Raw genomic sequence first — 20,136 nt, 5'->3', positions numbered from 1 at the left:
CAACGACAAGAACGTCTACGCCCAGGTGGTGTTCGCCACCGGTTTCTGATTTCGGCCGTGGGGAGCTTTCGTATCTGAGATTTGCAGTGCCTGATACACCGCCATCGCGAGCAGGCTCGCTCCCACAATTGGATTTCTGCCGCACACAAAATCCGTGTACACCGCAGATCCCCTGTGGGAGCGAGCCTGCTCGCGATGGGGTCATCACATCCAGCATCATTGCGGACAGATACTCCGCTATCGTCGGAATGCCGCCCGGAGCAAGCTCGCTCCCACAGTGTTTAGTGGTTAGCCGGGCCGATCGACCTGACTGTCTGGACTGCCAATGCGCCTCATATCACCACGGGCTGCTAAACCCGATCACTGGAAATCAGTGACGCGGACCAAGTTACCGACTGCCTCCAGGGCGCACAAGCCGGCGGATTCTGGCGTACCTGTAGGCAATGACGCAAGGTGCTGTGGCTTGCAGGAAGTTACTCCTACAGCCGTTAAACATGCATTCCAGGCGGGTACCGCTATCGCGAGCAGGCTCACTCCTACAAGGTCCCGCAGTGAACACAGAATTTGTGTTCGACGGCGATCCTGTAGGAGCGAGCCTGCTCGCGAAGAACGATAACGCGGTCTCAGTCAAGCCGCGCTGGCATGCTCAACGCGATGAAACAAGCGGTTGAAATACACCAGGCTGTCACGCGGCTCACGCACGCCCACCTTCGTCAGCTCCACAAACATCACCGAGTGCGATCCCACTTCCTTGCACTCGCTGATCCGCCCCTCAAGCTGCACCAGAGCATCGCGCAACACCGGCACACCGGCCGCGCCGTCGTCCCACAGGTCCCAGGCAAAACGCTCGGCCATCGGCACCTGGGTCATGCCGGCGAAATGCCGGGCCAGTTCTTCCTGCTCACCACACAGCACGTTGACACACAGGTGGCCGTTGGTGCGGAACACGTCGTGGGTGGCACTGTTGCGGTTGACGCATACCAGCACGGTGGGCGGCGAGTCGGTCACCGAGCACACGGCACTGGCGGTGATGCCGCAACGACCGCCGGGGCCGTTGGTGGTGATGATGTTCACCGCGGCAGGCAGCTGCGCCATGGCGTTGCGAAAGTCGATTTGCTGCTGGCTCAGGTCGGCCATGTCGATGCCCCTTCCTTCAGGAGGACCGCTATCTGGCGGCCCGTAGGTGATGGAACAAGACTAAGGCTGCGGGCGCGGCACAACCATTCTCGCGATCCCCATGGCGGGGTTGGGTTTCCGCTAGTCGACTAGGTGGTTTCTTTATCGCAAGGGCCGGCCACAGTGGGTATTCTGCATACTGGTTCCAGAAAGATGAGCCAATGCGTGCCGCACGTTCTCGTGCGAAAACAATAATTAGAAAACTTTCGTGGCAGCCCCGATGGAAATCCGTAAACCGATTGTTTATATCGTTGACGACGACAAGGACCTGCGAACCTCACTGGCCTGGTTGCTGGAGTCGGTGAGCGTGCAGGCGCAGTGCTTTGCCGGCGCCGAAGAGTTCCTCAGCCAGTACGACCCCAAGCAGCCCGCCTGCCTGGTGCTCGACGTGCGCATGCCGGAGACCAGCGGTTTCCAGTTGCAGGAAATCCTCAACCAGCGCGGCAGCACCTTGCCGACCATTTTCGTCTCGGCCCATGGCGACATTCCGATGTCGGTCACGGCGATGAAGAACGGCGCGCTGGATTTCGTCGAGAAGCCCTACAACCCGCAGCAGATGATCGACCGCATCCAGGCCGCGCTGAAGACCGCCGTGCACGCCCAGGCCGATCAGCAGCAGCGTCAGAACCTGCAAGGCAAACTGGCTTTACTGACCAGCCGTGAGCGGGAAGTGTTGATGCTGGTGATCGATGGCAAGGCCAGCAAGGTGATCGCGCGGGAGCTCAACATCAGCGTGAAGACCGTTGATGTGCACCGCACCAAGATCAAGGAAAAGATGGGCGTGAGCAGCATCGCCATGCTGGTGCGCGAAGTGCTGCATTTGCCGGTGGATGAGCCGGTGCGGCACTGAGAGATTTGTGGCGGTCATGAGACCGCCATCGCTAGCAGGCTAGCGCCTACAGGGACTCTCGTCGTACACAAATTTTGTGTTCGCTGGAGATCCACTGTAGGAGCGAGCCTGCTCGCGATGAGGCCAGCAGACTCAACATCAATAGCGGGTGTCAGTTCTGACTGTAGCGCTTGCGATAAGCACCCGGCGACACGCCAAAGCGCGATTTGAAGGCCGACGAGAAGTAGCTCGAATCCGAGAACCCCCACGCATAACACAACGCCGAGAGCTTCTGCTCGACATCGGCGCGGCGCAGGTTTTCGGCGCAGAAGTCCAGACGCCGGTGCTTGATGTATTGCGCCACCACCAGGCCGCGCTTGGAGAACATCCGGTACAGACCGCGCACGGAAATCCCCACTTCACGAGCAATCAGTTCGGGGCACAGCTCTTCGTCGCTCAGGTGCGCGTCGATGAACGCGATGATCTTGCGAAATTGCCGCTCATGGGCGTCCGCACCGCAGTCGCGGGCGCTGATGCCCGGCAGCAACAGGCTGGCCAGGGCATCGAGCACGGCCTCGCTCTCCTGCATCTCCAGCCCTTCCTGCTGGCGGGTGTCCAGCACCAGCTTGTTGGCCATCGCCGCCAGGGGGCTGCCGGCCGCGATGCGCGTGGCGCAGTTGACGGCATTGAAGTGCGACCCCCGCTCGACCACCTGGCGCGGAAGAATCAACGACAGTTGTCGGCAATCGTCGTGGTAGATCATGTCGCTCGGACGGCTGGCGTCGATCAGGGCGATGTCGCCACAGCCCAGTTGCGCTCGGTTGCCGCCCTGCTCCAGCTGCGAGCTGCCACGCATCTGGAACACCGCGTAGTAGTGGCCATCGCTACTGGTGCTGACGTCCTTGCTGGTGCGATACAAATGCACGTGCGCCATGTCGACCACACTCAGGTTGATCGCTCCGCTGCGAAATTCCGTCAGTTCGCCGTAGAAATCGGTGTCCAGTGCCCGGGCATCGAAACGCCCACAAGCCTGGTTCACCTGGCTCAACCAACTTTCGAACGCTTCGTTGCGCACCGTCGATGCTGTAATCATGTCCGCAAAGCCTCAGGTTTTTGTTGTTATTTTTCGACCGCTTCATCGAGCGGTTCGTCAACACGGTTATTTCTGTAGCCATCTCCTCCTTCGACGGCTGCCGGGCGCCCATTCAACAGGCTCCGGCCCAAGCTTTCCGGTCGACTTTCGGTTACAGGTCCAATACCAGACGAGCGGAAAGCGCCCGTGATACACAGGCACAAATCTGCTTGTTGGAGGCCTTTTCCTTGTTCGACAGACAGTTGTCGCGGTGCTCCGGCAAACCGTCCAGGACCTCGACGATGCAAGTGCCGCAGATGCCTTCACGGCACTCGGTGTCGATGTCGCAACCATGGGCCTGCAGCACATCGACCAGACTGGCGTCGGCCGGCACGTGCAGCACCACGCCGGAACTGGCCAGCTCCACTTCGAAACCGCCGGCCGGGGCGCTGTTGGCCGCCGGGTCCGCCGCGAAGTGTTCGAGGTGGATGGCATCATCCGCGCGACTGCGCGAAGCCACTTCCACGACCTTGTTCATGAACGGTGCCGGGCCGCAGGTGTAGACGTGGGCCGCGCTGCCGGCACGCTCCAGGCATTCGCTCAACGCGCCGTCCAGATCAACTGGCTCCACGCCGTAGTGAAACTCCACACGCTCGGCAAACTGGGTCGCCAACAGCTCGGTAAACGCCGCGTACTGCGCCGAACGAGCGAAGTAATGCAGGCGGTATGGCTGGCCGCTTTCCGCCAGTTTGTAGGCCATGCTCAACAGCGGCGTAACACCGATACCGGCAGCGAACAGCACGTGTTCACGGGCCGTTTCATCGAGGCGGAACAGGTTGCGCGGTGCACCCATTTCCAGCTCCATGCCCTCTTCCACTTGCTCGTGCAGCGCGAGCGAGCCACCGCGCGACTGCGCTTCTTTTTTCACCGCCACCAGATACGCACGTCGATCCTGTGGCGGGCTGCACAGCGAATACTGGCGGGTCACCCCGGTCGGCCCGGTCAGGTCGACGTGGGCACCCGGTTCATAGGTGTCGAGCGGCTGGCCGTCACTGCGCACGAGGCGAAAGGAACGGATATCCAGCGCTTCGTCGACGATCCTTTCGATCTTCACCTTCATCATTACATCACCTGAATACACTTGTTTTGATTTAGTACTACGGCTTGGTGACACCTTGTAGGAGCGAGCCTGCTCGCGATGGAGTGTCAGTCGACATCGATTCAGCTGATACACCATCGCGAGCAGGCTCGCTCCTACAAGGATCATTCCCCGGCCATAACATTGGTTGATGCGTTCAGCGCATGAACAAGCCGCCGTTGACGTCCAGGCACGCGCCCGTCACGGAGGTCGCGTTGTCGGCGATCAGCAGCAACACGCTATCGGCGATGAACGCCGGATCACCCAGGGTGCCGGCCGGGATCATCTTGAGGATCTGTTCCAGGCGCTCCGGCGCCACGGTTTCGCGCACCACTGGCAAGTCCAGCGGGCCCGGCGAGATGCTGTTGACCGTCACGCCTTGCGGTGCCAGTTCACGGGCAAAAACCTTGGTCAGGGTCGCCACGCCGCCCTTGGCCGCCGCGTAGTGCGCGCCGGTGGCGGTGCCGCCGTTCTGCCCGGCAAGCGAAGCGATGTTGACGATGCGCCCGAAGCCGCGTTCGGCGAAGTGCGCGCCGAACACCTGGCAGGCGACAAAGGTGCCGCGCAGGTTGATCGCCATCGACTCGTCGAACTCTTCCGGCGTGATGTCCATCAGCGCGGCGACTTTCGACACGCCAGCGTTGTTCACCAGAATGTCGGTGCCGCCCCAGTGCTCAGTGAGCAAGTCGCGAGCACGCTGGAAGTCGACCTTGCTGCGCACATCCAGCTCGATCGCCATGGCGCTGACACCACTGCCATCGAGTTCCAAAGCCAACTGTTGCACGCCATCGAGGCGCACATCCGCCAGACCGACGCGATACCCCGCCGCATGCAGACGCCGGGCGATGCACTCGCCCAGCCCGCGCGAGGCACCCGTTACGAGGGCTACTCGACTCATGATGTTGTCCTCACAAAAGGAAGCCGAGCGCGCTCAGGCTGTCGGTGGAGTTGATCAGCCGCACCACTTTGCGCTCCAACGTAGGCACACCATCGGTGAAACGAATGCGGTGGTTCAGGTCAGCCACAAACGGCGTGTGTACGCCGCGCTTGTAGGCGTACAGCAACTGCGCCGAATTGACTTCGACGATGTCACCGGCCGCTTCCACCAGGCGGAAACGCGAGATCGTGCGGATGGTTTTCGCCGCGTCCACCGCCGACGGTGAGTAGCCGGCGGTCAGGCGTTCGATGCGCAGGTCACGCATGCGCGCATCGTCGTAGGCGTAGTTGAGGGTCGCTTCGAAATCTTCGGTGTCCGGGTCGATCGGCACGATGTACTTGCCGCTTTCGCTCCACAGGGTCGCCCATTCGGCGTAGTTCTTGTGGTCGAGCAGTTCGGCTTCGCGCCAGATGAATTCGATGGCCTGGGCCAACGGGCCGGAAAAACCGTTCAGGGTGTCGTGATTGCTCATTGGCTCATCATCCTTTTCCACATATCGTAGGCACCGCGCATGCCGCCTTCGTCGGTGGCGTGGCTGACCTTGTCGCCGTTTTCAGCGGTGATTTCGCGGTTCAGGCCGCGGTTGACCAGGATCGGCGCATCGACGCCGGCATATGAGCCGCGCTGTACGCGGTCCCAGGCTTCGGCATCGTCAGGGCTGCCGAAACCGAACGGGCCCTGGAAGTGTTCGTGGATGCGCATGCGTTCGCGGTTGGCGATTTCCGGGCCGCCGTCCATGCCGAGGGCAACGTGACGGATCTCGGTTTCGGTGACCGACACCGGGCGCAGCACGCGCAAGAACGACATCGACATCGCCACGTTGGGGAACAGGTTCAGGTTAAAACCGGCGCCATGCAGCGAGCGTACGATGCGACGAACCTGATCGGCCGGCAGGGTTTTCGACAGTTCTTCGGTCACATGGGCGAAACGCTCCTGCAACTGTTCGGTGCCGTCGTCGTGATCGAGGTCGACGTGCTCCGGCACCATGACCATCACGCTGTGGCCGTTGCCCAGGGAGTGGGTGACGGCTTGTTCGTCGGTCATGAACGAGAGCATTTCCGAGGTTTCTTCATCCACCGACGACATGAACGACTTGTGCACGATCGGGAAGTGATAACCGTCGGTGGTGTTTTCCAGCTGGATCTTCCAGTTGCCCTTGAAGCTGAACTTGTGTTCGCCCTGGGTCTTGATCGGATAGCCGGCGCCCTGCTTCATGAACAGGTCCATCCAGTGCTTGGCCCCGCCGAGGAAGTCTTCCAGCGGTTCGATCTCGTCGTTGTAGCTGGCGAACACCATGCCGGCGTAGCTCTCGACACGCAGGCTGGTCAGCGGCAGTTCGGATTTCTCCAGGATGCCTTCGTAGCCATCCGGATACGGCAGCGCACGCAGCTTGCCGTCCAGGCCATAGGACCAGCTGTGGTACGGGCAGGTGAAACCGGTGGCGTTGCCCTTGTGCTTCTCGCACACGGTGGCGCCACGGTGGCGGCAACGGTTTTCCAGCACGTTGATGTTGTTCTTCTTGTCGCGCACGACGATCACCGGGCGACGGCCGATGGTGGCGGTCTTGAAGTCGCCGGAATTGCGCACTTCGCTTTCGTGGGCAACCCACACCCAGGTGCGGTAGAAAATCTTGTCCAGCTCGGCTTCGAACAGCGCCGGGTCGTTGTACAGCGAGACGTCGACGCGGTCATGCCGGACCAGGTCTTCGGGGCTTTTCGACGATGCGATCAGCTGATATTCATGAGTGCTCATGCGGTTCTCCTCATGGCTTCTTTTTATGATTTGTTGTTAGCCGCGTGTACCGGCCATGCTCTGTTGCAGCTGCGCACCGAAGGCGCAGACCAGCTCGTCCTGACCTTTACGACCGACGATTTGCAGGCCGACTTTCAATCCGCCGCAATCGAGTTCCACCGGCACTGTCAGGGCCGGGTGGCCGCTGAGGTTGAAAGGCCGTACCAGCGGGGTCATGCCGGCCACGGCTTTGCTGCCGGCGCGGGCTTCGCTGAGGGTCGGCGGCAGTGTTGGCAAGGTCGGCAGCAGCAATACGGCGAAGTCTTCCAGCGCTGCGTCCACTTGCTGGGTGAACGCCGTGCGCACGGCTTCGGCCTGGGCCAGGTCTTGACGCGTGGTGCGGCTGGCCGCCAGCAGACGTGTTTCCACATCGGAGCCGATCAGGCCCTTGCCGGTCAGATGGCCGAACGCCGCCCAGTTTTCGAAATTGATCACGGTCAGGCCGGCCGCGAACGCCGCTTCGAACTCGCTCAGGTGCAGGTTGCTTCGACGCCATCCGGCGCGGTCCGCGGCGGCACCCAGGCTGGCTTGCAGGTGCGAATCGCAGGCCACCTCGAGAAAGCCGACCCTGGCGCCGTCACCTGGCAGGCCTTGAGCGGTAAAGCCCGGGCAGATCACCTGCATCGCGGCGATCAGGTCGTCCATGCTTTTGGCGAACGGCCCGACGCAATCGAGGCTCGATTCCAACGGATGGGCACCGACACGGCTGACGCGACCATATGTCGGCTTGAGCCCGGCAATGCCGCAGCACGCTGCCGGCACCCGCACCGAACCACCGGTGTCGGTGCCGATGGCGATGTCCGCCAGGCCTGCCGCGACCGCCGAAGCCGAACCGCTGGACGAGCCGCCAGGCACACGATCCGGCGCTTGCGGATTGATCGGTGTGCCGGTCCAGTCGTTGATGCCGGTCACGCCGAACGCCAGTTCATGCAGGTTGGTCTTGCCGACGATCTGCCAGCCGGCGTCGAGGATCGCATCGACCACTTCGGCGTTTTTCGTCGCCGCCGGTGCATCGGCAAAGGCGCGGCTGCCCGAGCGGGTCGGATGGCCGGCGATGTCGATGGAGTCCTTGATGGCGACGCGTTTGCCATTGCCACCGAGGAGGAATTCGCTGATGAAAGTACTCATGCATTGAGTTCCGTGTTGAACAAGCGTTGCGTGCGGAAATGCGCGATCAACCAGGTGCCGTCGACACAACGGAAATCGATGTTCAGTCGCGTGCCAAACAGCTCGTGGCGGCCATCGGCGTAGGTGGAAATCTGCTGCATGATCCACTGACCTTGTGCCTCGCTGCCGTCAACCACGATCGACTCGCTGGTGAGGAAATGCAGGTTCAGCTTGAAGTGGTCGGACGGAGGCAAGTAACCGCCGACAAACGCCGCCACCGCCGCACGCCCCTGGTGCTGACCGAAGGTTTGCGCGGTCTGGGTGCCGAGGCCTTCCCAGATCGCATCTTCGGTGAACAACCGGGCCAGATCGCTGACATGCGTGACCGCTCTCGGCACATCGCACAGATCCATGTAGCGCGCCAACAAGCGCCGCACTGCACTTTCCCCTTCGAGCTTCGCCAGATCTCCTTCGAGCGTCGCCAGACGCTGCAGCAAGGCCTCGTTCATGGCTTACACCTTGGCCGCGTCAGGAATGGTCAGCGGGCGACCGATGCGCGCTTCGATCTTCGCGTAGCGCCAAAGGTTGTACTGGCCGACCGGCGTGGTGCGGAACAGGTTGCAGGCGTCGATCACCGACTGGTGACAGTCGACGTCGGCCATGATGTACACGGTCCATGGCGAGGTGGTGGACGGGCCGACCATCAAACGGTCGTCGTCCATCGCGCCGAGCACGGTGATACCGGGCATGGCGCCGAGGTCACCCATCATCTGGCTGAAGCCTTTCCACACGCTCAGGCCTTCGCCGGTGGGCAGGTCGAAAAAGTTCTGGGTGATGCCGATGCAGAAGACGACGCGCAATGGCTCTTGGGTGGTTTGCGACATGGGTGCGATTCCTTGAAAAAGTAAGGGGGATTCAGATGTAGCCCGGGAACGGCGGGACGCCGAGGAACACCGAGCCGGCGCCGTCGTACAGGCCTTCGCTGAGGAAGGCGTGCTGGGTCACCACCATCGAGTCGCGCAGGTAGCGTTGCAGCGGATGGCGCAGGTAAATGGCGGTGGTGCCGGCCAGGCCGTAGGCGCTCTGCACCACCTCGGCACCGGCCTGGGACACGTGAATCGCCGACAGGCGCAACAGGCTGGTCTGCTCCGGGGTGACCGGGTTACCGGCCAGGATCGAGTTCCACACCTGTTCGGTGGCGTTGTAGAAGAAACCGCGGGCGGCGCTGAGCTTGGCTTCAGCCTTGGCGATCTCGATGCGCACGTAGGCGCGATCGGACAGTTTCGGCGCGCCGGTGATGCCGCTGCCGCCAGCCATGCGGCTGATTTCGTCGAGGGCCGCACGGGCCAGGCCGAGGTTGACCACTGCCAGCACTTGCGCGGCGTAGGCAATCGACGGGTAGCGGAACAGCGGCTCGTCGATGGTCGCGGCACCGCCACGGATGAACGTCCAGCGCTCGTCAACGTGTTTGTCGGTCACCCGCAGGTCATGGCTGCCGGTGCCCTTGAGGCCGACCACTTCCCAGTTTTCGACGATGTCTACCTGCTTCGGGCGGAACACAGCGGTGCGCGGCTTGCCGCCGGCAGCGCCGATACCAACGCCCAACAGGTCTGCGCCTTTGCAGCCGCTGGCGAATTTCCAGGTGCCGTTGACCTGATAGCCGCCTTCCACGGCCTCGGCCGGTTGCAAGGGGAACAGGCCGCCGGCGAATACCAGGTCAGGGCTTTCGGCGTAGAGCTCCGCCAGGGTTTCCCGTGGCAAGGCTGCCAGATAGACACCGGCGCTGCCGAAGCTGGCCACCCAGCCCGCCGAGCCGTCGGCTTCGGAGATGCGTTCGACCATTTGCAGGAACAGCGACGGTGCCAGGGCATCGCCGCCGAAGCATTTCGGCGTGGCAGCGCGGTAGATGCCCACCTGCTTGAAGCGCTCGATCATGTCCCGAGGCACGTGGGAGCCGGCGTCGAATTCCTCGCGACGCTGGCGAACCTCATCCAGCACTTGCTGAAATAGCTGACTCTCGACCATTGGCACGACCGGGGCGGTCACAGGGTCTTGTTGTGCGACAGCTGAACGCAGCATGGGCTAGTTCTCCGTTTTGATTATTGTTAGTGGGCTCCGCTGCTCCCTGTAGGAGCGAGCCTGCTCGCGAAAAACGTCTGGACAACACGGTCATTCAGACAGGACGCGTTTTCGTTGACGTCCATCGCGAGCAGGCTCGCTCCTACAGGATCTGTGTGGTCGCCCTTGCATTGCGGTCCAGTGTAAAAACCGCATCCGGTCGCCACTATTGGTGCGTGCAGCCCCCCGACTAAAGAAAACCCCTAGGCCGACACCCCTTACCTCTGAGCGCATCCCGCTGTGCGAGCAGGTATAAAACGCCATACTGCAAATCTCTGCCGCCAGGGGCCGTGCGATGTACCAGCCAAAACCGAACGACTTTTATGCGCTGATCGAAGCCATGCCGCTGTGCATCATTCTTCATGACGCGCACACCAAGGAAATTCTCTGGGCCAACGCCGCTGCCCTGGCGGCGCTCGGCTTTACCCTGGAAGAACTGACGCCGCTCAAGGCCCCGGACATGACCCGCGACGCACCGAAGTACCGGCGCTCGGTGGGCTTGCGCTGGCTGGAAGGTGCCGCGCGCACCGGACAACGGGCCATCGAGTGGTGCTATCGCTCCAAGCAAGGGGTGGAGATTCTTTCCGAGGCGGTGGCGACCCTGGTGCACCTGGACGGTCGTGATGTGTTGATGGTGCAGTTCCGCGACATTTCCAGGGAGGACAAGGTCAAGCGCGACCTCAAGCGTTTCGAGAGCCGGCTCAAGGCTTTCATGCAGGACCTGGCCGAAGGCGTGGCGGTGCTCGGTCCCGAGGGCGACATTCGTTTTATCAGCGACTCCGGCGCGCACCTGCTCAACAGCGAAGTGCACAAGCTGATGGGCAAGAACTTCCTGGCCTGGTGCGACGACGCATCCGGTCAGCGCCTGTTGCAACAGCTGGCCCATGAGACGCCGGAGCACGCGCCGTTCAACGTGCACTACAAGGTGCAGCGCCGCGATGGCGAGTGGCGCTGGCATCACGCAACGTGCCGCTACATCGAGATCGAGGACGATCTGGTCGGCCATCTGCTGCTGTTCCGCGATGTGACCGAACAGGTGCTGGCCGAAGAGGCGCGGCGGGTCAGCGAGCAGAAACTCGAATACCTGGCGCGCTACAACGCCATGGGGGAAATGGCCGTGGCGATTGCCCACGAATTGAGTCAGCCATTGGCCGCGACCCGCAACTTTATTGAAGGCGCGGTGATTCGCCTGGGCAACACCGGCGAAACCGATCAAGGCGTCGCCTGGGGTTTGCAGAGTGCGGTACGGCAAATCGAGCACGCCTCGTTGATCATCAAGAGCGTGCGCGATTACGTGGTCAAGCTGGAGCAAAGCGAAGAGCTGGTCGACCTCAATGAACTGCTGCGCGAAACCCGCTACTTCATCAGCCTGCGGGCCGATCCGAGCCTGGTGCGCGTGGAAATCGTCACCGCGTCCGAACCGCTGCGGGTGAGTTGCGAGAAGGTGCTGATCGGCCAGGTAATCCTCAACCTGGCGTTCAACGCCATTGAAGAAATGGCCGACCTGCCTACTGAGCGTCGGTTGCTACGCGTCCATGCCAGCCGCGAGAACGACGTGGCCCTGGTGCGCATTGAAGACAGCGGGCGCGGCATCCAGGCCCAGGCGCAAGAGAAGCTGTTCGACGGCTTTTTCTCGTCCAAGGTCAGCGGCAACGGCATTGGCCTGGCGCTGTGCAAGAACATCATCGGCCGCCACCGTGGCGATATCTGGGCGCAAAACCTGGAGCCGTGTGGCGCGGTGTTCAGCTTCTCCCTTCCCCTCTTATCGTCTCCCTACCCCCTGTAGGAGCGAGCTTGCTCGCGATGGACGTGAACGAAAATGCGTCCTGTCTGAATGACTACGGTTACCGGACATTTTTCGCGAGCAAGCTCGCTCCTACAAAATGCTTTATGACACTGGCACAGACACACAAACACTTGGCAGGCAGGGCAATTCTCCCGATCGCGGGGCACGGCAGAATCAAAGGGTAAAAATCTGCCAAAGCACCCGCGATCCGCGTTACCAACAATTCAGGAAGTTCCCCTTATGCGAACAAACAGGATCTCCGTACAGTCAGCGCTAGGCCTGAGCCTGCTTGTACTCGGTTTGAACAGTGCCCGCGCGGATTTGCCCGCCGGTACGATTGGCCAGACCGTTCTGGCGTTTCCACCCGAAGCTCACCGCGCGTTCGTCATCGACGTCGAGTTCGAAAGCTTCGTGGCTGGCCGCGTGACCGTGGTCGACCCGGACCAGAAGCGCATCCTCGGCATGGTGCCGACCGGTTTCGCTGCGCCGTCGACCCTGAGTCACGACAAGAAAACCCTCTACAGTGCGGACATCTGGTATTCCCGCGGCACCCGCGGTACCCGCACCGACGTGCTGACAGCCTGGGACAGCTCGACCCTGTCGCCCGCCTGGGAAGTGCTGATTCCAAACAAACGCGCCGAATCGCTGACCCAGCGTTACTCGCTCAAGCCGAGTGGCGACGACAAGTTCGTCTACGTCTACAACTTCACCCCGTCGACGTCGGTGACCGTGGTCGATACCCAGGCCAAGGCCGTTGCCACGGAAATCGCCATCCCCGGTTGCGTGCTCAACTACCCGGTCGGCAACCGCCGCTTCGCCTCGCTGTGCGGCGACGGCAGCCTGCAGGTGGTGACCCTCAACGATCAGGGCCAGGAAACCGCGCGCAGTCGCACGCCGTTCTTTGATCCGAACGCGGAAAAACTGGTAGAGCGCGCCGTCAACGTCGGCGACACCTACTACTTCACCACCACGACCGGCACCGTACGCCCGGTGGATTTCGCCGGTGATGCGCCGAAAGTCCTGCCTTCCTGGTCGCTGGTTTCCGACGAGGAAAAGAAAGCCGGTTGGGCGCCGGGGGGCTGGCAGTTGATGGCCGTGGCACCGAAGCTGGACCGCCTGTACGTGCTGATGCACGACGCCCACGAAGCCATGAAGTGGGAAGACCCGAGTCCGCTGATCTGGGCCTTTGACCTCAAGTCCCACAAGAAAGTCGCGACCCTGGAAGCACCGGTTCCGGTGTGGAGCATGCAGGCCACTGGCGACGACAAACCGCTGTTGCTCGGCACCGACGTGGAAGGCGGTTTGCAGATTTTCGATCTGAAGACCAACAAGCTCACCGGCAGCATGCCGAAAGTCGCCAAAACCGCGACTCAGGTCCTGAGCTACTGAGAGGTTCGCCATGCACACAGATCCGATCTTCATCATTGCCAGCGCCATCGCCATCGCGGTGTTGCTGGCCAGCGCCGCGACCCACAAGGTGCGCGCGCCGGCCCGCTTCGCCCGGCAACTGGCGGACTATCAACTGCTGCCCGAGGCGCTGGTGCGCCCCACGGCACGGCTGGTGCCGCTGCTGGAACTGGCCATCGCCTTTGCCCTGCTGGTGCCGGTCAGCCGCGGTTATGCCGCGCTGAGCGCCGCCAGCCTGTTGGCCCTGTACGCCGCCGCCATCGGCATCAACCTGTGGCGCGGTCGCGCGGACATCGACTGCGGTTGCGCCGGTCCCGACCAGGCACAGCCACTGCGTCCGGTGCTGCTGGCACGTAACAGCGCACTGGTGCTACTTGCGCTGGTGGCCAGCGTGGCGCCGGTTGCCCGCGACCTGAACCTGTTCGATGGCTTCGTGACCCTGGCCGCCGCCGCGGTCGCGCTGCTCATCTACGCCGCGGCCGATGGCCTGCTGGCGAACTCCCCTCTTCTGCTCAAATTGATTGGTAGGTAATCGAAATGGAAGGCTTGATTGTTTCCAACGTTCTGCTCTGGGTGCTGCTGGTGGCCGTGGCGTTTGTCGTCATGGGCCTGGTGCGGCAGATTGGCGTGCTGCACGGGCGCCTGGCGCCGGCCGGCGCGTTGATGGTGGACAAAGGCGTGGCGGTCAATGAACCCGCGCCGCAAGTCACCGCCAGCGACCGTCACGGTCGCCCGGTGAACTTCGGTTATGCCGGCGAGAAATCGCAACTGCTGTTCTTCCTCTCGCCGACCTGCCCGATCTGCAAATCGCTGCTGCCGGCGATCAAATCCATCGCCAGGGAGCAGGCAGGCAACCTCGACGTAGTGTTCGTCAGCGACGGCGACATGGACGCCCAGCAAGCGCTGATCCGTGAGCACAAACTGGAAGACGCGACTTATGTGGTCGGCCCGGAAGTGGGCATGACCTACCAGATTGGCAAGCTGCCGTACGCCGCGCTGATCGACAAGGCCGGCACCCTGCGCGCCAAAGGCCTGGTCAACTCCCGCGAGCACCTGGACAGCCTGTTCGAAGTCGAGCACCTCAAGCACGCCACGCTGCAGCAGTACCTCAATGCCCAACCGCACACCCAAGATCACGACCACAGCCACGGCCATAGCCACTGATAAGGCAGGGAGACCTTTATGAAACTGCTGGATCTGTTGTTTGAGCGTTCGTCCCGCCGTGTCGCCGACACCACTTCGCGCCGCAAACTGCTGGCACGCATGGGTTCACTGATGGTGGCCGGTGCCGCCCTGCCCCTGCTGCTACCGCTGGACCGCACCAGCAAGGCCCTGGCCGCGGAGCCTGCACAGGCCGGTGACCCCGGTGATCCGAACAGCTGCGACTACTGGCGCTACTGCTCCATCGACGGCTTTCTGTGCAGCTGCTGCGGCGGGTCGGTGACGTCCTGCCCACCGGGCACCGAAGCCTCGCAAGTGACCTGGATCGGCACCTGCCGCAACCCGGCCGACGGCAAGGACTACATCATTTCGTACAACGACTGCTGCGGTAAGCAAAGCTGCGCCCAGTGCGCCTGCACCCGTAACGACAGTGAAGAACCGGCCTACCGCCCGTTCAACAACAACGATGTGAACTGGTGCCTGGCCGCCAAATCCCACATCTACCACTGCACCGTTTCGGTCATCCGCGGCGTCGCCGTTTAAAAAACGCGCTTTGCGCCGGTTGTTCGCGCAATCGGCGCTTTTTTTCTGTGGCGGCTTTTCTTTTTTTAGCTGTTCTCTGTACCTCTATACCTCTGTAGGAGCGAGGCTGCTCGCGAAAAACTCAAAGGCGACGCGTTAAATCAGACAGCACGCGTTATCGTTGACGCCCTTCGCGAGCAGGCTCGCTCCTACAGGGATGCAGAGCCAAACCGGTCATCAGCGGAGTTGGGTTACATGCGTAGTTTGATTTTACTCGGTCTCGTCTGCGCCCTTGGCGCCCCGCTCGCCCATGCCCGGGCCATTCCCGACCCGAACCAGCATCACGCGCCGGGCAATGAATCACTGCAAACCCCGATCGCCCAGGCCGGTTATGGCGTCGGCGTGAACTACCAGCTGCAATGCGCCGGTTGCCACCTGGGCGACGGCAGCGGTTCCGCCGCCAACGACACGCCACGGATGAAAGGCTTTGTCGGCAACTTCCTCAAAGTCCCCGGTGGCCGCGAATTCCTCGTGCGGGTGCCGGGCATGTCGCAGTCGGCGTTGAACAACGCGCAACTGGCGGACTTGCTCAATTGGCTGATGCGGGAAGACGGCATGGCGGGCAAAAGCGTGCCGGCCGACTATCAGCCTTACACTGCCGAAGAAGTCACGGCATTGCGCGCCAAGACCATGCTCAACCTGCCCGGCACCCGTAGCGAGTTGATCAAGGCCATGCGTGCCCAGGGCATCGCGATCGATGACGGGATGAATGACTGAGAACGCCTTGCCGATGGACGCATTGACGGCAAATAAGTAACGTAACCGGTGCTGTTTTCGAACCTGGAAAATCGAAAAGGGAGTTTGCATCGTGACCGAAGAGACAAAAACCAAAGGACCGGCTTCGTATTTCCCGTCCATCGAAAAAAAGTATGGGCAGCCGATCAGCCATTGGCTGGACCTGCTCAAGACCGTCAGCGACAAGAAACACATGGAGATGGTGGCCTGGCTCAAAGCCGAACACGGCATGGGCCATGGCCACGCCAATGCGCTGGTTGCCTATCATCTGGCAGCCACCAAAAGCGCCTAGCCATGCGCTGTCGGTGGTACCGGGTAAAACCGGCACCACCATCAACCCGCTGTTGCCCTATCCTTTCATCCAACCCGTCACGCCGGACATCGACCATGTCAGCCCCCGAATCCGCCCTCCTCGACAGCTGGCACCACAACGCCCAAAGCTGGATCGACGCCATCCGCAGCGGCAGCATCGAAAGCCGTCAAACGGTCACCGACCAGGCCATCCTGCTGGCGGTGCTGGGTCGTCAGCCCGAACGTGTGCTTGACCTGGGTTGCGGCGAAGGCTGGTTGTTGCGCGCGCTGGCAGACCGGGGTATCGAGGCGGTCGGTGTGGATGGCGATGCGACGCTGGTGGAGGCGGCGCGAGCGGCGGGCGCTGCGCCGGTGCATTTGGCGAGCTATGAACAACTGACTGAAGCGAAAGTCGACATCGGCCGCGACTACAACCTGATCTGCGCCAACTTCGCCCTGCTGCACCAGGACATCATCCCCCTGCTCGCCGCCATGAACACCCTGCTCGCCCCGGGTGGCGCGCTGGTGATCCAGACGCTGCACCCGTGGGTGGCTGCGGCGGGCGACTATCAGGATGGTTGGCGGGAAGAAACTTTCACAGCGTTCAAGGGGCAGTGGCAGCCCATGCCCTGGTATTTCCGTACCCTGTCCAGTTGGCTGATTGCGCTGGACATGGCCGGCTTTGCATTGGCCGGTTTGCAGGAGCCACAGCACCCGCAAAGCCCCGTGCCACAGTCATTGCTATTGGTGGCCGAACCACGTCTGTAGGAGCGAGCCTGCTCGCGATGAGGTCGGCACATTCGACATCAATGTCGTTTGACACTCAGTCATCGCGAGCAGGCTCGCTCCCACAGGTTTCAGTGGCTGTACGCAACATCTGCGAACCACCCAAATCATTGTGGGAGCGAGCCTGCTCGCGATGAGGTCGGCACATTCGACATCGATGTCGCCTGACACTCCGCCTTCGCGAGCAGGCTCGCACACAGGTTCAGCGGCTGTACGCAAAATCTGCGAACCACCCAAATCATTGTGGGAGCGAGCTTGCCCGCGATGAGGTCGGCACATTCGACATCGATGTCGTTTGACACTCAGTCATCGCGAGCAGGCTCGCTCCCACAGGTTTCAGTGGCTGTACGCAAAATCTGCGAACCCCCCAAATCATTGTGGGAGCGAGCTTGCTCGCGATGAGGTCGGCACATTCGACATCGATGTCGCCTGATATTCCGCCTTCGCGAGCAGGCTCGCCCACAGGTTTCAGTGGCTGTACGCAAAATCTGCGAACCACCCAAATCATTGTGGGAGCGAGCTTGCTCGCGATGAGGTCGGCACATTCGACATCGATGTCGTTTGACACTCAGTCATCGCGAGCAGGCTCGCTCCCACAGGTTTCAGTGGCTGTACGCAACATCTGCGAACCACCCAAATCATTGTGGGAGCGAGCCTGCTCGCGATGAGGTCGGCACATTCGACATCAATGTCGTTTGACACTCAGTCATCGCGAGCAAGCCCGCTCCTACAGGTTCAGTGGCGTACACACTAAAGCGTCAGGCCCATTCTTTGCGCAGATGGCGCGCAGCGTTGACCATGTGCACCAGCGCCGCTTCGGTTTCCGGCCAGCCGCGGGTTTTCAGGCCGCAGTCCGGGTTGACCCACAGGCGGTCGGCGGGAATGCGCTTGGCGGCCTTGCGTAGCAGGTTGGCCATTTCCGAGGAGTCCGGCACCCTTGGCGAATGGATGTCGTACACGCCCGGGCCGATTTCGTTCGGGTAGGCGAAGGCTTCGAACGCGTCCAGCAGTTCCATGTCCGAGCGCGAGGTTTCGATGGTGATCACGTCGGCATCCATGGCGGCGATGGACTCGATCACATCGTTGAACTCGCTGTAGCACATGTGGGTGTGGATCTGGGTTTCGTCACGCACACCAGAGGCGCACAGGCGGAACACTTCGGTCGCCCAGTCCAGATAGTGCTGCCACTGCGCCCGGCGCAATGGCAGGCCTTCGCGGAACGCGGCTTCGTCGACCTGCACGATCTTGATCCCGGCGGCTTCCAGGTCCACCACTTCATCACGGATCGCCAGCGCCAGTTGGCGGGCCTGCACTTCGCGGGTCACGTCTTCGCGCGGGAACGACCACATCAGCATGGTCACGGGACCGGTCAACATGCCCTTCATCACCTTGTCGGTGAGGCCCTGGGCATAGCGGATCCACTCCACGGTCATGGCTTTCGGGCGGCTCAGGTCGCCGAAGATCACCGCCGGTTTCACACAGCGCGAACCGTAGCTCTGGACCCAGCCGAAACGGGTGAACACGTAGCCGTCGAGTTGCTCGGCGAAGTATTCGACCATGTCGTTGCGCTCGGCTTCACCGTGCACCAGCACGTCCAGGCCCAGCTGCTCCTGCACGTGCACGGCGTGACGAATCTCGCTGTGCATGGCTTCGGTGTATTCGGCTTCGGTCAGCTTGCCTTGCTTGAACGACTGGCGAGCCAGTCGGATCGACGCGGTTTGCGGGAACGAACCGATGGTGGTGGTCGGGAACAGCGGCAGGTTCAGGCCGGCGCGCTGTTTCTCGATACGCTGGGCAAACGGCGAGTGACGCTGGCTGTCCTGGGCGGTGATGGCAGCAACCCGCGCCTGCACGGCTGGCTTGTGAATGCGTGGCGACGCAGCACGGCTGGCCTGCACCGCGCGGCTTTGAGTCAGCGCTTCAAGCACCTTCGGCGCTTCCGGCGCGTTGACCGCCTGAGCCAGCACCGCGACTTCTTCACACTTCTGCACGGCAAACGCCAGCCAGCTTTTCAGTTCGGCATCGAGCTTGTCTTCACGACCCAGGTCAACCGGGCTGTGCAGCAGCGAGCAGGATGGCGCGACCCACAGGCGATCACCCAGACGCTCATGAGCATGCTGCAGTGTGACCAAAGCGTTTTCCAGGTCGCAGCGCCAGACGTTACGGCCGTTGACCACCCCCAGCGACAAAACTTTGTAGGCCGGCAGACGATCGAGGATGGTCGGGAATTGCTCCGGTGCGCGCACCAGATCGATGTGCAGGCCGTCCACCGGCAGATTGGCGGCCAGGCCCAGATTCTCTTCCAGCCCACCGAAGTAAGTGGCGACCAGTTTCTTCAGCGGGTCTCGCTGAATCAGGTTGTAGGCCCGCTCAAAGGCATTTTTCCATTCCTGTGGCAGGTCGAGCACCAGGATCGGCTCATCGATTTGCACCCACTCGACGCCCTGTGCCGCCAGGCGCTGGAAGATCTGGCCGTACAGCGGCAACAGACGATCCAGCAGCTCAAGCTTGTCGAATTCGGCGCCCTTGGCCTTGCCCAGCCACAGGTAAGTCAACGGGCCGATGATCATCGGCTTAACGTTATGGCCCAGTGCGCGGGCTTCTTCGACTTCTTCGAACAACTGGTCCCAGCCGAGCTGGAACTGCTGATCGGTGCTGAATTCAGGGACAAGGTAGTGATAGTTGGTGTCGAACCACTTGGTCATTTCCTGGGCATGCGCGCCGCCGCAGCAACTGTCGCTCACGCCGCGCGCCATGCCGAACAGGGTTTGCAGGCTGGCCTTGCCATCGTGCGGGCGAAAACGCTCAGGGATCACACCGAACATCAACGAATGGGTCAGTACCTGGTCGTACCAGGCGAAGTCACCGACCGGCAGCAGTTCGATGCCGGCCTTTTTCTGCAAGTCCCAGTGGGTCTTGCGCAGGTCGCGGCCCACGGTGCGCAGACCGGCTTCGTCGAGCTCGCCCTTCCAGAACGCCTCTTGCGCCTTTTTCAGTTCACGGTCGCGACCAATGCGCGGAAATCCAAGGGAATGGGCCACAGCCATGTCAAATAACTCCAATGCGTTCAATGGGGCCATTGTCGACAGTGCAGGCGAGTGAGACAAACTCATTTTAATCGCGATGATCACAAGTTATTCTCATGTTCAATGACGCCGCACATGAACACCTGACCCGGTGTGATCGAACCGTGGCGTATGCGTAAGCCGAGTGTCGATGG

The 20,136-nt window shown here is 61.8% G+C and carries 20 protein-coding genes; 9 read left to right on the top strand and 11 right to left on the bottom strand.

Features of this window, described 5'->3' with window-relative positions; translation table 11 throughout:
• Positions 1-627: 627 nt before the first annotated feature.
• On the bottom strand, positions 628-1,137 hold the full coding sequence (hpaC, locus tag BSF44_RS25755; RefSeq protein WP_095945909.1) for a 4-hydroxyphenylacetate 3-monooxygenase, reductase component: 510 nt from the start codon (positions 1,135-1,137) through the stop codon (positions 628-630).
• A gap of 259 nt (positions 1,138-1,396) precedes the next feature.
• Here hpaC and BSF44_RS25750 point away from each other — a divergent pair, with 259 nt between their 5' ends.
• Positions 1,397-2,026 carry a response regulator transcription factor gene (locus BSF44_RS25750; RefSeq protein WP_053161157.1) on the top strand — a complete coding sequence of 210 codons (630 nt, stop codon included), beginning with the start codon at positions 1,397-1,399 and terminating at the stop codon, positions 2,024-2,026.
• 151 nt (positions 2,027-2,177) lie between these two features.
• On the opposite strand, the gene feaR is transcribed toward BSF44_RS25750, so the two are convergent.
• The 9 genes from feaR to BSF44_RS25705 all read right to left on the bottom strand — a co-directional run bounded on the left by feaR (position 2,178) and on the right by BSF44_RS25705 (position 10,129).
• Entirely contained in the window at positions 2,178-3,098 is a 921-nt protein-coding gene (gene feaR / locus BSF44_RS25745; protein ID WP_095945908.1) for a transcriptional regulator FeaR, read from the bottom strand.
• 151 nt (positions 3,099-3,249) lie between these two features.
• A complete protein-coding gene (locus tag BSF44_RS25740; protein ID WP_095945907.1) occupies positions 3,250-4,200 on the bottom strand; it encodes a PDR/VanB family oxidoreductase in 951 nt (316 codons plus the stop codon).
• A 172-nt stretch (positions 4,201-4,372) separates the two neighbouring features.
• The gene (locus BSF44_RS25735) at positions 4,373-5,113 is read right to left on the bottom strand and encodes an SDR family NAD(P)-dependent oxidoreductase (RefSeq protein ID WP_095945906.1); all 741 of its coding nucleotides are present in this window, start codon (positions 5,111-5,113) and stop codon (positions 4,373-4,375) included.
• Between the two features lie 10 nt (positions 5,114-5,123).
• On the bottom strand, positions 5,124-5,624 hold the full coding sequence (locus BSF44_RS25730) for an aromatic-ring-hydroxylating dioxygenase subunit beta (protein ID WP_046040360.1): 501 nt from the start codon (positions 5,622-5,624) through the stop codon (positions 5,124-5,126).
• On the bottom strand, positions 5,621-6,904 hold the full coding sequence (locus BSF44_RS25725; RefSeq protein ID WP_095945905.1) for a Rieske 2Fe-2S domain-containing protein: 1,284 nt from the start codon (positions 6,902-6,904) through the stop codon (positions 5,621-5,623). Before BSF44_RS25725 ends, BSF44_RS25730 begins: the two co-directional genes overlap by 4 nt.
• A gap of 36 nt (positions 6,905-6,940) precedes the next feature.
• Positions 6,941-8,071 carry an amidase gene (locus BSF44_RS25720; protein ID WP_095945904.1) on the bottom strand — a complete coding sequence of 377 codons (1,131 nt, stop codon included), beginning with the start codon at positions 8,069-8,071 and terminating at the stop codon, positions 6,941-6,943.
• Entirely contained in the window at positions 8,068-8,559 is a 492-nt protein-coding gene (locus tag BSF44_RS25715; protein ID WP_095945903.1) for a nuclear transport factor 2 family protein, read from the bottom strand. The genes BSF44_RS25720 and BSF44_RS25715 overlap by 4 nt, the downstream gene beginning before the upstream one ends.
• Positions 8,560-8,562: 3 nt before the next feature.
• On the bottom strand, positions 8,563-8,934 hold the full coding sequence (locus BSF44_RS25710; RefSeq protein ID WP_095945902.1) for a hypothetical protein: 372 nt from the start codon (positions 8,932-8,934) through the stop codon (positions 8,563-8,565).
• Between the two features lie 31 nt (positions 8,935-8,965).
• Positions 8,966-10,129, bottom strand: a complete 1,164-nt coding sequence (locus BSF44_RS25705) for an acyl-CoA dehydrogenase family protein (RefSeq protein ID WP_095945901.1) — start codon at positions 10,127-10,129, stop codon at positions 8,966-8,968.
• Positions 10,130-10,463: 334 nt separating this feature from the next.
• Between BSF44_RS25705 and BSF44_RS25695 the strand changes: the two genes are divergently transcribed.
• The 8 genes from BSF44_RS25695 (at position 10,464) to BSF44_RS25660 (ending at position 16,898) form a co-directional block, all read left to right on the top strand.
• Positions 10,464-11,954: an ATP-binding protein gene (locus tag BSF44_RS25695; RefSeq protein WP_095945899.1), complete on the top strand. Its 1,491-nt coding sequence runs from the start codon at positions 10,464-10,466 to the stop codon at positions 11,952-11,954.
• Between the two features lie 240 nt (positions 11,955-12,194).
• Complete coding sequence (locus BSF44_RS25690) at positions 12,195-13,343, top strand: amine dehydrogenase large subunit (RefSeq protein ID WP_095945898.1); 1,149 nt, start codon at positions 12,195-12,197, stop codon at positions 13,341-13,343.
• Positions 13,344-13,353: 10 nt separating this feature from the next.
• The gene (locus BSF44_RS25685) at positions 13,354-13,893 is read left to right on the top strand and encodes a MauE/DoxX family redox-associated membrane protein (protein WP_095945897.1); all 540 of its coding nucleotides are present in this window, start codon (positions 13,354-13,356) and stop codon (positions 13,891-13,893) included.
• A gap of 5 nt (positions 13,894-13,898) precedes the next feature.
• Positions 13,899-14,525, top strand: coding sequence for a methylamine dehydrogenase accessory protein MauD (mauD, locus tag BSF44_RS25680; RefSeq protein WP_095945896.1), 627 nt, complete (start codon positions 13,899-13,901; stop codon positions 14,523-14,525).
• An 18-nt stretch (positions 14,526-14,543) separates the two neighbouring features.
• A complete protein-coding gene (locus BSF44_RS25675) occupies positions 14,544-15,065 on the top strand; it encodes a methylamine dehydrogenase light chain (RefSeq protein WP_008050506.1) in 522 nt (173 codons plus the stop codon).
• Between the two features lie 234 nt (positions 15,066-15,299).
• Positions 15,300-15,821 carry a cytochrome C gene (locus BSF44_RS25670; protein ID WP_095945895.1) on the top strand — a complete coding sequence of 174 codons (522 nt, stop codon included), beginning with the start codon at positions 15,300-15,302 and terminating at the stop codon, positions 15,819-15,821.
• Positions 15,822-15,912: 91 nt separating this feature from the next.
• A complete protein-coding gene (locus tag BSF44_RS25665) occupies positions 15,913-16,131 on the top strand; it encodes a DUF4287 domain-containing protein (RefSeq protein WP_095945894.1) in 219 nt (72 codons plus the stop codon).
• A gap of 95 nt (positions 16,132-16,226) precedes the next feature.
• Positions 16,227-16,898: a bifunctional 2-polyprenyl-6-hydroxyphenol methylase/3-demethylubiquinol 3-O-methyltransferase UbiG gene (locus BSF44_RS25660; protein WP_095945893.1), complete on the top strand. Its 672-nt coding sequence runs from the start codon at positions 16,227-16,229 to the stop codon at positions 16,896-16,898.
• 776 nt (positions 16,899-17,674) lie between these two features.
• On the opposite strand, the gene metE is transcribed toward BSF44_RS25660, so the two are convergent.
• Positions 17,675-19,963, bottom strand: coding sequence for a 5-methyltetrahydropteroyltriglutamate--homocysteine S-methyltransferase (gene metE, locus BSF44_RS25655; protein WP_095945892.1), 2,289 nt, complete (start codon positions 19,961-19,963; stop codon positions 17,675-17,677).
• Positions 19,964-20,136 lie beyond the last annotated feature (173 nt).

Source organism: Pseudomonas sp. ACN8 (assembly GCF_002303925.1).
GTDB lineage: Bacteria > Pseudomonadota > Gammaproteobacteria > Pseudomonadales > Pseudomonadaceae > Aquipseudomonas.
This window is presented reverse-complemented; position numbering and strand designations above follow the sequence as displayed.